Annotated in this window: 12 protein-coding genes; 6 read left to right on the top strand and 6 right to left on the bottom strand. The window is 64.6% G+C overall.

All coding sequences use genetic code 11. From position 1 onward, the window contains the following. The first annotated feature begins 66 nt into the window (after window positions 1-66). The 4 genes from prfA (at window position 67) to paeA (ending at window position 4,043) form a co-directional block, all read left to right on the top strand. Window positions 67-1,149, top strand: coding sequence for a peptide chain release factor 1 (gene prfA, locus HFGMBDPB_RS02640; protein WP_016445657.1), 1,083 nt, complete (start codon window positions 67-69; stop codon window positions 1,147-1,149). Between the two features lie 10 nt (window positions 1,150-1,159). Continuing rightward, the gene (prmC, locus tag HFGMBDPB_RS02635; protein ID WP_212644852.1) at window positions 1,160-2,017 is read left to right on the top strand and encodes a peptide chain release factor N(5)-glutamine methyltransferase; all 858 of its coding nucleotides are present in this window, start codon (window positions 1,160-1,162) and stop codon (window positions 2,015-2,017) included. A 116-nt stretch (window positions 2,018-2,133) separates the two neighbouring features. Next, on the top strand, window positions 2,134-2,457 hold the full coding sequence (gene grxD / locus HFGMBDPB_RS02630) for a Grx4 family monothiol glutaredoxin (protein WP_012207276.1): 324 nt from the start codon (window positions 2,134-2,136) through the stop codon (window positions 2,455-2,457). Window positions 2,458-2,669: 212 nt separating this feature from the next. Beyond that, on the top strand, window positions 2,670-4,043 hold the full coding sequence (paeA, locus tag HFGMBDPB_RS02625; protein ID WP_016445655.1) for a polyamine export protein PaeA: 1,374 nt from the start codon (window positions 2,670-2,672) through the stop codon (window positions 4,041-4,043). Between the two features lie 60 nt (window positions 4,044-4,103). Here paeA and HFGMBDPB_RS02620 read toward each other — a convergent pair whose 3' ends face one another. Beyond that, complete coding sequence (locus HFGMBDPB_RS02620; RefSeq protein ID WP_016445654.1) at window positions 4,104-4,757, bottom strand: lytic transglycosylase domain-containing protein; 654 nt, start codon at window positions 4,755-4,757, stop codon at window positions 4,104-4,106. After that, complete coding sequence (locus HFGMBDPB_RS02615) at window positions 4,754-6,499, bottom strand: proline--tRNA ligase (protein ID WP_212644851.1); 1,746 nt, start codon at window positions 6,497-6,499, stop codon at window positions 4,754-4,756. Before HFGMBDPB_RS02615 ends, HFGMBDPB_RS02620 begins: the two co-directional genes overlap by 4 nt. Window positions 6,500-6,592: 93 nt before the next feature. On the opposite strand from HFGMBDPB_RS02615, the gene HFGMBDPB_RS02610 reads away from it, so the two are divergent. Next, the gene (locus HFGMBDPB_RS02610; RefSeq protein WP_016445652.1) at window positions 6,593-7,279 is read left to right on the top strand and encodes an RNA pyrophosphohydrolase; all 687 of its coding nucleotides are present in this window, start codon (window positions 6,593-6,595) and stop codon (window positions 7,277-7,279) included. A 71-nt stretch (window positions 7,280-7,350) separates the two neighbouring features. Here HFGMBDPB_RS02610 and proB read toward each other — a convergent pair whose 3' ends face one another. From proB to rplU, 4 genes are all read right to left on the bottom strand, one after another. Beyond that, a complete protein-coding gene (gene proB / locus HFGMBDPB_RS02605) occupies window positions 7,351-8,499 on the bottom strand; it encodes a glutamate 5-kinase (protein WP_016445651.1) in 1,149 nt (382 codons plus the stop codon). Window positions 8,500-8,582: 83 nt separating this feature from the next. Further along, on the bottom strand, window positions 8,583-9,698 hold the full coding sequence (cgtA, locus tag HFGMBDPB_RS02600; protein WP_016451026.1) for an Obg family GTPase CgtA: 1,116 nt from the start codon (window positions 9,696-9,698) through the stop codon (window positions 8,583-8,585). Window positions 9,699-9,847: 149 nt separating this feature from the next. Continuing rightward, the gene (rpmA, locus tag HFGMBDPB_RS02595; RefSeq protein WP_012207283.1) at window positions 9,848-10,105 is read right to left on the bottom strand and encodes a 50S ribosomal protein L27; all 258 of its coding nucleotides are present in this window, start codon (window positions 10,103-10,105) and stop codon (window positions 9,848-9,850) included. 15 nt (window positions 10,106-10,120) lie between these two features. Next, complete coding sequence (gene rplU, locus HFGMBDPB_RS02590; RefSeq protein WP_012207284.1) at window positions 10,121-10,432, bottom strand: 50S ribosomal protein L21; 312 nt, start codon at window positions 10,430-10,432, stop codon at window positions 10,121-10,123. A gap of 230 nt (window positions 10,433-10,662) precedes the next feature. Here rplU and HFGMBDPB_RS02585 point away from each other — a divergent pair, with 230 nt between their 5' ends. After that, window positions 10,663-11,592 (top strand): polyprenyl synthetase family protein, encoded by a 930-nt coding sequence (locus tag HFGMBDPB_RS02585; RefSeq protein WP_043789750.1) that lies wholly within the window; start codon window positions 10,663-10,665, stop codon window positions 11,590-11,592. Window positions 11,593-11,619 lie beyond the last annotated feature (27 nt).

Here is an 11,619-nt window from a genome sequence, read left to right as displayed (position 1 = left end):
TCCGGCCACCTCGTTCCCCCGCCGCAGCGCTGCCCCGCGCAGCCCTTCGCACCATCGCCTCACACCATGCAAGACTTTCTGCGCCAACAACTGGAGCGCTACGCCCAGCGCCTTGAAGAACTCGACTTCCTGCTCTCGCGCGAAGACATCATGGGCGACATGAAGCAGTACCGCGCCATCTCGCGCGAGCATGCCGATGTGACGGCCATTGCCGGCCGCTATGCACGCTACCGCCAGCGCGAGGCCGATCTGGCCTCTGCCAGGGACATGCTGGATGATCCCGACATGGAGGAAATGGCGCGCGAGGAAATCTCCGGCGCAGAGATCGAGCTGGTGCAGCTGGAAGATGAACTGCAGCGCCTGCTCCTGCCCAAGGACCCCGATGACGCGCGCAACGCCTACCTGGAAATCCGCGCGGGCACGGGTGGCGATGAATCTGCCCTGTTCGCAGGCGATCTGGCACGCATGTACACGCGCCACTGCGACGCCGTGGGCTGGAAGGTCGAGATCATGAGCGCCAACGAAAGCGAGCTGGGCGGCTACAAGGAAGTGGTGCTGCGCGTGGAAGGCACCGACGTCTATGGCCGCCTGCGCTTCGAATCCGGTGGCCACCGCGTGCAGCGCGTGCCTGCCACCGAGACCCAGGGCCGCATCCACACCAGTGCCTGCACCGTGGCCGTCATGCCCGAGCCCGACGAAACCCAGGCCATCACGCTCAACCCGGCCGACCTGCGCATCGACACCTTCCGTGCCAGCGGCGCCGGAGGCCAGCACATCAACAAGACCGACTCGGCCGTGCGCGTGGTCCACCTGCCCACGGGCATCGTCGCCGAGTGCCAGGACGGCCGCAGCCAGCACAGCAACAAGGCCAAGGCCCTGCAGGTGCTGCAGGCGCGCCTGCAGGAAAAGGAGCGCAGCGAGCGCGAGGCCAAGGAGGCCGCGCTGCGCAAGGGCCTGATCGGCAGCGGCGACCGCAGCGACCGCATCCGCACCTACAACTTCCCCCAGGGCCGGCTCACCGACCACCGCATCAACCTCACCATCTACAAGCTGCTGGCCGTGATGGAAGGCGACCTGGGCGACGTGCTCGACGCGCTGCAGGCCGCACGCGAGGCCGAACTGCTGGCCGAGTTGCAGGTCAACAGCTGAGGCGCGGGCCATGGCCAACCTACCCACCATCAAAGAGGCTCTGCAGCACTCCCAGGCCCAGGGGCTTGCGCGCATCGACGCGCAAATGCTGCTGCTGCATGTGCTCGGACGCCAGGCCGGCGGCCGCGCCTGGCTGCTCACCCACGACGGGGACGCGCTGACCGCGCCCCAGGCCGGCGTCTATGCCGCGCTGTGCATACGCCGACTGAGCGGGGAGCCCGTCGCCTACCTGGTGGGCCACAAGGAGTTCTACGGGCTGGATCTGGCCGTGGACGCACGCGTGCTCGACCCTCGCCCCGATACCGAAACCCTGGTGGACTGGGCGCTGGAGCTGATACCCGCCCAGGCCCCAAGCGGCCCCGCATGCCGTGTGGCGGATCTGGGCACCGGCAGCGGAGCGATTGCCCTGGCCCTGCAGAGCCAGCGCCCCGGCGCCACCGTGTGGGCCGTGGATGCCAGTGCCGACGCGCTGGCCGTGGCCAGCGCCAATGCCACGCGCCTGCAGCTGGGCGTGCGGTTTGCGCATGGCAGCTGGCTGGAGCCGCTGGCAGGCCAGACGCCGTTCAACCTCATCGTCAGCAATCCGCCCTATATCCGCGACGACGATCCGCACTTGCTGGCGTTGGAGCATGAGCCGCTGTCGGCTCTGGCCAGCGGCGCCGATGGCCTGTCCGACATCCGCGCCATCGTCGCGCAGGCGCCTGCGCTGCTGGCCAGCGGCGGCTGGCTGCTGCTCGAGCATGGCTGGGACCAGGCCGATGCCGTGGCCACCCTGCTGCGCAGCGCCGGCTTTGAGAGCGTGCAACACCGCCACGACCTGGGTGGCATCGCCCGCTGCACGGGCGGGCAATGGACAGCGCAAGCCTGAGCTCGGGTCCGGGCGCAGCATTCCCGCATGCTTTCAAAGTCCGCGCCGAGAGTGAAATAATCCCATCCATGCCGCCGCGCCTGCGGCGCCCACCACGACCCCGGAGCACCACACAGATGAGCGACACCCAGCAACGCATCGACCAACTGGTCAAAAGCAACAACATCCTGCTGTTCATGAAGGGCAGCGCCAGCTTTCCCATGTGCGGTTTCTCGGGCCGCGCCATCCAGATTCTCAAGGCCTGCGGCGTGGAGACCAAGGACATCTCCACCGTCAACGTGCTGGAGGACCAGGAAATCCGCCAGGGCATCAAGGACTACAGCAACTGGCCCACGATCCCCCAGCTCTACGTGCAGGGCGAGTTCATCGGCGGCTCGGACATCATGATGGAGATGTACGAATCCGGCGAGTTGCAGCAGCTGCTGGCACCCAAGGCCTGAGTCCGCAGGCTTGCGACTCGCGCGCGGCAACCCGCCTGCGCCCGCTGCTGCGCAAAATCAAGCCACCTTCGGGTGGCTTTTTTTCGCCCGTGGCGGACTGCCAGCGCCCTGCCCGGGCTTGCCACAAGGCCAGGGGCATGTGATGTGTGGTCGAATGGACACATCTTTCACATCCGGAAAACCGCGCCTGCCCCCGCTTCTCCGCCTTGCCTATGAGTCTGTCCCAAAGTCTGCTGTTGATCGTCGCACTGATACTGACCAGTGCCTTCTTCTCCGTGGCCGAGATCTCGCTGGCCGCCTCGCGGCGCCTGCGGCTTCGGCAGATGGCGGAGGACGGGGAGCCACGCGCCGAACAGGTCATGAAGATGCAGGCCCAGCCGGGCGAGTACTTCACGGTCACGCAGATTGGGCTGAATGCCGTCGCCATCCTGGGCGGCGTGGTGGGCGAAGGGGCATTGACGCCCTATCTGGCCGAATTGCTCATGCTCTGGCTGCCCGAGAGCCGGGCACAGACCGTGGGCTTTCTGCTCTCGTTCGCCACCGTCACCTCGCTGTTCATCCTCTTTGCCGACCTGCTGCCCAAGCGCCTGAGCATGGCCGAGCCCGAAGCCCTGGCCATCCGCGTGCTGCGCCCCATGCTCTGGTGCATGGCCGTGCTCAAGCCCCTGGTCTGGTGCTTCAACCACCTGGCGGACGCCGTCGCCAAGCTCTTAGGCCTGCCCACGGTGCGCGACGACCGCATCACGCACGAAGACATCCTGGCCATGACCGAAGCTGGCGCGCGCGCCGGCGTGCTGGCCGCGAAGGAGCAGCAGGTGATCGCCAACCTGTTCGAGCTGGACTCGCGCACCATCGGCTCGGCCATGACGCAGCGCGACCGCATCGCCTACTTCCACCGTGACGACCCCGACGAACTGATCCGGGTCCGCATTGCCGAAGAACCTTTTTCCACCTACCCCGTCTGCGATGGCGACATCGACCACATCGTCGGCTATGTCGATGCCAAGGACCTGTTCCAGCGCGCGCTGAACAACCAGCCCCTGTCGCTCATGGACGACTCCCTGGTCCACAAGGTGCTGGTCGTGCCGGACCGCCTGACGCTGGCCGAGGTGCTGGAGCAGTTTCGCCAGGTGCATGAGGACTTTGCCGTCATCGTCAACGAATACAGCCTGGTGGTCGGCGTGGTCACGCTCAATGACGTGATGAGCACGGTGATGGGCGGCCTGGTCAGCCCGGGCGACGAGGAGCAGATCCTGCGCCGCGACGAGAACTCCTGGCTGATCGACGGCGTCACGCCGGTCGAGGATGTGATGCAGGCCCTGGAACTCGACGAGCTGCCCCACGCCGAGGACTACGAGACCCTGGGCGGCTTCCTCATGGTGATGCTGCGCCGCATTCCCAGGCGCACCGACACCGTGCAATGGGGCGGCTACCGTTTCGAGGTCATGGACGTGGACAGCTACCGCATCGACCAGGTGCTGGTCACGCGCATGTCCGCCAGCAGCCCGGCCGCGCCGCCCAACGCCGGCGACACGGCAGCGGCCGTGGCCAAGGTATCCAGCATGTCGTCGGAGACGTCGTCCTGACGGGCAACGCAGAACAGCAGAACAACAGCCGCGCAGCCGCTCGGCGGCGCTGCGCGGCCCTCAAGCCGAGCGCGAGGGCTCTATCTCCCAGCGCCGCTGCGCAGCGAACACCGCATTCGGGTACTGGGGCTGTCCCCGGCTGCCGTTGTAGCGGCCCAGCGCCATGTAGGCATCGCCTTTTTCGCGGTCCAGATAGTGGCGCAGGATCACGCAGCCAAAGCGCAGATTGGTCTGCATGTGAAACAGCTTGCCGATGTCTCCATCGCCGATCAGCCGCATCCAGAACGGCATGATCTGCATGTAGCCGCGTGCACCCACGCTGGAGATGGCGAACTTGCGGAACGCGCTCTCCACCTGCACCAGCCCCATCACCAGAGAGACTTCCAGGCCGGCACGCTTGGACTCGTACCAGACGGTTTGCAGGAACTCCAGCCGCGTCGCCAGCTCCGGCTTGCGCGAACGCAGGCGCTCGCTGCTGGCCGTGAGCCAGCGCAGGTAGTCCAGCCGGGCCTCGGTGGAGGCAAAGCGCAGCTCGGGCGGCGCCGATCCCGTGACGGCGGAACTCAGCGCAGTGCGCACCGAATCGGCCAGCGGCTCCTCCAGCTGGCCACCGGCCCAGGCGGGCGCGGCCAGCCCGCCGAGCAGCGGTGCCGAGCCCAGCGAAGCCGCCAGGCGCAGGCAATCGCGTCGCGTCACCACGGGCGCCTGGCTCACAGGCCCAGCCTTTGCTTGAGATGGCCCAGCACATCGGCGGCGGCCAGCTTGGTCGCTTCCGTGTCGCGGCGATGCTGGTACTCGACCTGTCCTTCCTTGAGGCCCCGGTCGGACAGCACCACGCGGTGCGGCACGCCAATCAGCTCCCAGTCGGCAAACATGGCGCCCGGACGTTCGCCACGATCGTCCAGGATCACGTCCACACCCAGTGCCAGCAGCTCGGCATGCAGCTTCTCGGCAGCTTCCTTCACGGGTTCGCTGCGGTCCATGCCGATGGGGCAGACCACCACGGTGAAGGGCGCAATCGCGTCGGGCCAGATGATGCCGCGCTCGTCATGGTTCTGCTCGATGGCTGCAGCGGGCAGGCGCGTCACGCCAATGCCGTAGCAGCCCATTTCAAACAGCGAGGGCTTGCCGTTCTCGGCCAGGAAGGTGGCGTTCATGGCCTGGGAGTACTTGGTACCCAGGTAGAACACATGGCCCACTTCGATGCCACGCTCGATGGCCAGCTCGCCCGCACCATCAGGAGACTTGTCGCCGGCCACCACGTTGCGCAGGTCGGCCACCACATCAGGCTCGGGCAGGTCGCGGCCGAAGTTCACGCCGGTGATGTGGAAGTCGGCCTCGTTCGCGCCGCAGACCCAGTCGGCCATCACGGCGACCTCGCGGTCCACGACCAGCTTCACGGGCTGCTTCAGGCCGATCGGGCCCAGGTAGCCGGGCTGGCAACCGAAGTGCTCCTCGATCTCGGCCACAGTGGCAAAGCGGAAGCCCACGTCCAGGCCCTGCACCTTGGCCACCTTGATCTCGTTCATTTCATGATCACCGCGCAGCAGCAGCAGCCAGATCTGGCTGCCTGCCACCTCGCCCTTGTCGTCGAGCTTGTCGGTGGCCAGCACCAGGGACTTCACCGTCTGCGACAGCGGCAGGCCCAGCTGGGATGCGACAGATTCGCAGGTGCTGTTGCCGGGCGTCGCCACCTTGGTCATCGCCTGGGCCGCAGCGGGACGGGGACCCGCAGGCGCCAGGGCCTCGGCCTTTTCGATATTGGCGGCATAGTCGCTGCTTGGGCAGTAGACGATGGCGTCCTCGCCCGTGGAAGCGATGACCTGGAATTCCTCGCTCAGATCGCCGCCGATGGCACCGCTGTCTGCACGCACGGCACGGTACTGCAGGCCGAAGCGGTCGAAGATGCGCTTGTAGGCCGCGCGCATGGTCTGGTAGCTGACCTGGGCCGCATCACGGTCCTTGTCGAAGGAATAGGCGTCCTTCATGATGAACTCGCGGCCACGCATCAGGCCAAAGCGCGGGCGGCGCTCATCGCGGAACTTGGTCTGGATCTGGTAGAAATTCTTGGGCAGCTGCTTGTAGCTCTTGAGCTCCTGGCGCGCGATGTCCGTCACCACCTCTTCGCTGGTGGGCTGGATCACGAAGTCGCGGCCATGGCGGTCCTTGATGCGCAGCAGCTCGGGGCCCATCTTCTCGAAGCGGCCGGTCTCCTCCCACATCTCTGCAGGCTGGACCACGGGCATGGTCACCTCCACGGCACCGGCACGGTTCATTTCCTCGCGCACGATGGCCTCGACCTTGCGGATCACCCGCAGCCCCATGGGCATGTAGTTGTAGATGCCTGCACCCAGCTTCTTGATCAGGCCGGCCCGCATCATGAGCTTGTGGCTGACCACTTCGGCGTCGGCCGGAGCTTCCTTGAGGGTGGAGATGAAAAATTGGGAGGCTTTCATGGATCAGGGGCTTCGCGGGAATCGGGGCAGCGTGCTTGCCGCTGGCAAGGCACCGTGCATAATGGACACAATTCAGAAAATTGGGGTTCGATTATGCTTGACCGGGACGGATTTCGCCCGAACGTCGGCATCATCCTGCTCAACCAAAAGAACCAGGTGTTCTGGGGCAAACGCATCCGCACCCACAGCTGGCAGTTTCCACAGGGCGGCATTGACCGGGGGGAGACACCCGAACAGGCCATGTTCCGGGAACTGCATGAGGAAGTGGGGTTGATGCCCAACCACGTTCGCGTGGTCGCCCGCACCCGGGACTGGTTGCGCTACGAGGTGCCAGACCGGTACATCCGCCGCGATGCGCGCGGACACTACAAAGGCCAGAAGCAGATCTGGTATTTGCTGCAGCTCATGGGTCACGACTGGGATTTGAACCTGCGTGCCACCGACCACCCCGAATTCGACGCCTGGCGCTGGAATGACTACTGGGTGCCATTGGACGTGGTGGTGGAGTTCAAGCGCGGCGTCTATGAGATGGCCCTGACCGAGCTGGCCCGGTTCCTGCCCCGCGGCGAACAGCAACGCAACCGTTATCTGCGCAGCGGCATGCGCCCCAGGGAAGCCCATGAACAGGGTCCTGAGACATACACTGCGCCGGGTTTGCATCCAGCACGCTCAGGCAGCTTTCGCGTCAATCCCGGCATGGAGTTGCCGCCTGGCGCCTGTTTCGATCCTGATCCACAGTCGGGGCAGCAAGCCCTGCAACCCGATCCAGGCAAGGCCTGAAACCGGGCCAGAGCCATACGCAAAAGCGCACCCGAGGGTGCGCTTTTTCTTGGCCTTGAGGGTCTGGCGCCTCAGTGCCCCGCAATCACCATGTTGTCGCGGTGCACCATCTCCGGGCCTGCGGAATAGCCCAGCAGGCGCTCGATCTCCACCGAGCTTTTGCGACACAGCAGCCGCGCCTCGGCACTTGCATAGTTGGCCAGCCCACGCGCCACCTCGATACCCAGGGCATCGCGCACCGCGATCACATCGCCACGGGCGAACTCGCCATCCACATTCACCATGCCGATGGGCAGCAGGCTCTTGCCTTCGTCGCGCAGCTTGGCCACGGCGCCGGCATCCACGGACACGGAGCCGCGCAGTTGCAGATGGTCTGCAATCCACTGCTTGCGCGCCTGGTTCTTGTGCGTCTGCGCCAGGAGCAGCGTGCCGATGGACTCGCCTGCCGCCAGACGCACCAGCACGTCCTGCTCACGCCCCCAGGCGATGACGGTTGAAGCACCCGAGCCCGCCGCGCGCTTGGCCGCGAGGATCTTGGTGATCATCCCGCCCTTGCCAATGGACGAGCCCGCGCCTCCGGCCATCTCCTCCAGCGCCGGGTCGCCGGCATTGGCCACATCGATGAAACGCGCATCGGGATTGCTGCGCGGGTCGGCGCTGTAAAGGCCTCGCTGATCGGTCAGGATGACCAGGGCATCGGCCTCGATCAGATTGGCAACCAAAGCGCCCAAGGTATCGTTGTCACCGAACTTGATCTCGTCGTTGACCACGGTGTCGTTCTCGTTGATCACCGGCACGATGCCCAGCTCCAGCAGCGTCAGCAAGGTGTTGCGCGCGTTGAGATAGCGCTCGCGGTCCGCGAGGTCGGCATGCGTGAGCAGCACCTGCGCACTGCCCATGCCCTGTTCGCGCAACTTGGACTCGTACATCTGTATCAGGCCCATCTGCCCCACGGCCGCAGCGGCCTGCAGTTCATGAATCTCCTTGGGCCGTGCAATCCAGCCCAGACGCTTCATGCCTTCGGCCACCGCGCCGCTGGAGACCATGATCACCTCGCGCCGCCGGCCTCCATGGCTTTCATCCCCGCGCACCAGGGCCGCCAGCTGGCGGCTCCATTCCTGGATCGCGGCCTCATCAAGACCGCGACCTTCATTGGTCACCAGGCTGGAGCCGACCTTGACCACGATGCGATGGGCATCACGCAACAAGTTGGAAGACATGGATGGATAGTGATTCTTGCAGCGCAGGCCGAGGCAGACCCCGCCGCTGTTGTGATCAAGGCAATGGGTGGGACAGGCCGCTCTTACTCGGAATCGCGGGGAGCAAAACGCGGGTCGGTGAGATCCACGCCATCACCCTCGACTTCGACGAAGCGTGGGTCGATTTCCTTGGGACCGGCCTCGATCTGCTGCTGTTCATGCACATGCTTGTAGATGGTGCGGATCAACACTTCGCAGCCTTCGCGCGTCAGGGCGGAAATCTCGAACACCGGGCCCTTCCACTTGAAGCGCTTGACGAAGTCCTTGACGCGTGCGGCGCGCTCCTCGGCCGGCACCATGTCCAGCTTGTTGAGCACCAGCCAGCGCGGCTTGTTGTACAGCTCGGCATCGTACTTCTGCAACTCGCCCACGATGGCCTTGGCCTGGGCCACAGGATCCACGCTGTCATCGAACGGCGCCAGGTCCACCACATGCAGCAGCAATCGGGTGCGCTGCAGGTGACGCAGGAATTGGTGGCCCAGGCCGGCACCTTCCGACGCGCCTTCGATCAGCCCGGGGATATCGGCCACCACAAAGCTTTGCTCGGCGGCAACACGAACCACGCCCAGATTGGGATGCAGCGTGGTGAACGGATAGTCGGCAATCTTGGGACGCGCATTGGAGACTGCGGCGATGAAAGTGGATTTGCCCGCATTGGGCATGCCCAGCAGACCCACGTCGGCCAGAACCTTGAGTTCCAGCTTGAGGTTCTTGCGCTCACCGGGCCAGCCAGGCGTCTTTTGCCGTGGCGCGCGGTTGATGGCGCTCTTGAAGCGCAGGTTGCCGTAGCCGCCATCGCCGCCCTTGGCAATGGTCACCACCTCGCCGGGCGTCAACAGTTCGTAGAGCACCTCCCCGGTTTCGGCATCGCTGATGATGGTGCCAACCGGCATGCGCAGCGTGATGTCGTTGCCTGCGGCACCGAACATGTCCGAGCCCTTGCCGTGCTCGCCGCGCGTGGCATCGTGGCGACGCGAGAAGCGGTAGTCCACCAGGGTGTTGAGATTGACGTCGGCCACCGCGTAGACATGGCCTCCACGGCCGCCATCTCCTCCATCGGGACCACCGAATTCCTTGTATTTTTCGTGCCGGAATGACACGCAGCCATTGCCGCCATCACCGGCAGCAATGTCGATATAAGCTTCGTCGACGAACTTCATGAGGCATCCAGTTTACAAAAAGCAGTGTGCACCAGACAGCCCCAGGCCACACCTCAGAGACGGAAAAGGGGACGAGCGCACGATGCACCGCCCTCCTGAAACGACAAAGCCCCGACAGGTCGGGGCTTCGAGCGTCGAAGTGACAGAGCTTAGGCAGCCGTCACGTTGACCGTGTGCTTGGACAGTGCACCCTTGACAGCAAACGACACGTGGCCGTCCACCAGAGCGTACAGGGTGTGGTCCTTGCCCACGCCGACGTTGTCGCCGGGGTGGAACTTGGTGCCACGTTGGCGCACGATGATCGAGCCGGCGGTGATCAACTCACCACCAAAAGCCTTCACGCCGAGCATTTTGGGCTTGGAATCGCGCCCGTTTCGCGTAGAGCCGCCGCCTTTTTTCTGTGCCATGACTCAGCTCCTGGATTAAGCAGCGATCGCCACGATCTGCAGCTCGGTGAACTGCTGGCGATGGCCTTGGCGCTTCTGATAATGCTTACGACGGCGCATCTTGAAGATGTGCACTTTGTCGTGCTTGCCGTGAGCAACCACGGTTGCCTTGACAGACGCACCGGACACCAGAGGTGTGCCGACCTTGATTTCAGCGCCGTTGCCGACTGCCAGAACCTGATCGATCACAACTTCTTGGCCTACGTCCGCAGCAATCTGTTCTACCTTGATCTTTTCGCCAGCTGCAACGCGATACTGCTTGCCGCCGGTTTTTATGACTGCGTACATTTAAACCTCTTGAATTTGAGAGTTCCGCGAACGAATTTCCACGGAAGCCTGAGATTCTAGCACGCACTCACATTCCTTGCATGAAGCGCTCCCCTCCTTCGCCCAAACAACCGCCAGAGCGGGTCGCAGGCAGGGTCGCTCTTCCTATAATTGACGATCCACTTGGCGCCCGCAGTACCTTGACCACAGCTCTCTCCACCCCCAATCCGCTTGCCCTGATCACTGACGACATGCGCGAGGTGGATCATGTGATTGCCCAGCGCCTGACGACCACCGTCCCGCTGATTGCCCAGATCTCCCAGTACATCATCGCTGCAGGCGGCAAGCGCCTGCGGCCCGCCCTGCTGCTCATGGTCTGCAATGCATTGGGATACGAAGGCAAGGACAGGCATGTCCTGGCTGCCGTGGTCGAACTGATTCATACAGCCACCCTGCTGCACGACGACGTCGTGGATGAATCCACGCTGCGTCGCGGCCGCCCGACGGCCAACGAGACCTTCGGCAATCCGGCCAGCGTGCTGGTCGGCGACTTCCTGCACTCGCGCTCCTTCCAGATGATGGTGGAAGTCGGCAGCATGCGCGTGCTCAAGATCCTCTCGGATGCCACCAACGTGATCGCCGAGGGCGAGGTCCAGCAGCTGATCAACACGCACGATGCCTCGCTGGACGAAGCCGGCTACCTGCACGTCATCCGCTCCAAGACCGCCCAGCTCTTCGAGGCCAGCGCCCAGCTGGGCGCCGTGCTGGCCGACGCGCCCCGCGAAATCGAGCAGGCCTGCGCCAGCTATGGCCAGGCGCTGGGCACGGCCTTCCAGATCATTGACGACGTACTCGACTACGCAGGCGATGCCCAGGAAATGGGCAAGAACCTGGGCGATGACCTGCGCGAAGGCAAATGCACCCTCCCCCTGATTGCCGCCATGCAACGCGGCACGCCTGAGCAGGCCGCCATTGTGCGTGCCGCCATCGAACAGGGCTCCACCGAGCAACTGACCGCTGTAGTGGATATCGTGCGCAGCACAGGTGCGCTGGACGTGGCACGCGAGGCCGCACATGCCGAGGCACGCCGCGCCATCGACGCAATAAATGTGCTCCCAAGCAATTTGCATACGGCAAGTTTGCTACAATTGGCGTCTCAGCTTTTGGAGCGACGCACCTGATTCAGGCTGCTCGCTTTTTCTACAAAA

It is taken from the genome of Delftia sp. PE138 (assembly GCF_018320755.1).
In the GTDB taxonomy this organism is placed as follows: domain Bacteria; phylum Pseudomonadota; class Gammaproteobacteria; order Burkholderiales; family Burkholderiaceae_C; genus Comamonas; species Comamonas tsuruhatensis.
This window is presented reverse-complemented; position numbering and strand designations above follow the sequence as displayed.

What these genes read in the sequence shown, in the direction of transcription:
- prfA (WP_016445657.1), top strand. Translation starts at nt 67, where the DNA reads ATGCAAGACTTTCTGCGCCAACAACTGGAGCGCTACGCCCAGCGCCTT.
- prmC (WP_212644852.1), top strand. Translation starts at nt 1,160, where the DNA reads ATGGCCAACCTACCCACCATCAAAGAGGCTCTGCAGCACTCCCAGGCC.
- grxD (WP_012207276.1), top strand. Translation starts at nt 2,134, where the DNA reads ATGAGCGACACCCAGCAACGCATCGACCAACTGGTCAAAAGCAACAAC.
- paeA (WP_016445655.1), top strand. Translation starts at nt 2,670, where the DNA reads ATGAGTCTGTCCCAAAGTCTGCTGTTGATCGTCGCACTGATACTGACC.
- HFGMBDPB_RS02615 (WP_212644851.1), bottom strand. Translation starts at nt 6,499, where the DNA reads ATGAAAGCCTCCCAATTTTTCATCTCCACCCTCAAGGAAGCTCCGGCC.
- HFGMBDPB_RS02610 (WP_016445652.1), top strand. Translation starts at nt 6,593, where the DNA reads ATGCTTGACCGGGACGGATTTCGCCCGAACGTCGGCATCATCCTGCTC.
- proB (WP_016445651.1), bottom strand. Translation starts at nt 8,499, where the DNA reads ATGTCTTCCAACTTGTTGCGTGATGCCCATCGCATCGTGGTCAAGGTC.
- cgtA (WP_016451026.1), bottom strand. Translation starts at nt 9,698, where the DNA reads ATGAAGTTCGTCGACGAAGCTTATATCGACATTGCTGCCGGTGATGGC.
- rpmA (WP_012207283.1), bottom strand. Translation starts at nt 10,105, where the DNA reads ATGGCACAGAAAAAAGGCGGCGGCTCTACGCGAAACGGGCGCGATTCC.
- rplU (WP_012207284.1), bottom strand. Translation starts at nt 10,432, where the DNA reads ATGTACGCAGTCATAAAAACCGGCGGCAAGCAGTATCGCGTTGCAGCT.
- HFGMBDPB_RS02585 (WP_043789750.1), top strand. Translation starts at nt 10,663, where the DNA reads ATGCGCGAGGTGGATCATGTGATTGCCCAGCGCCTGACGACCACCGTC.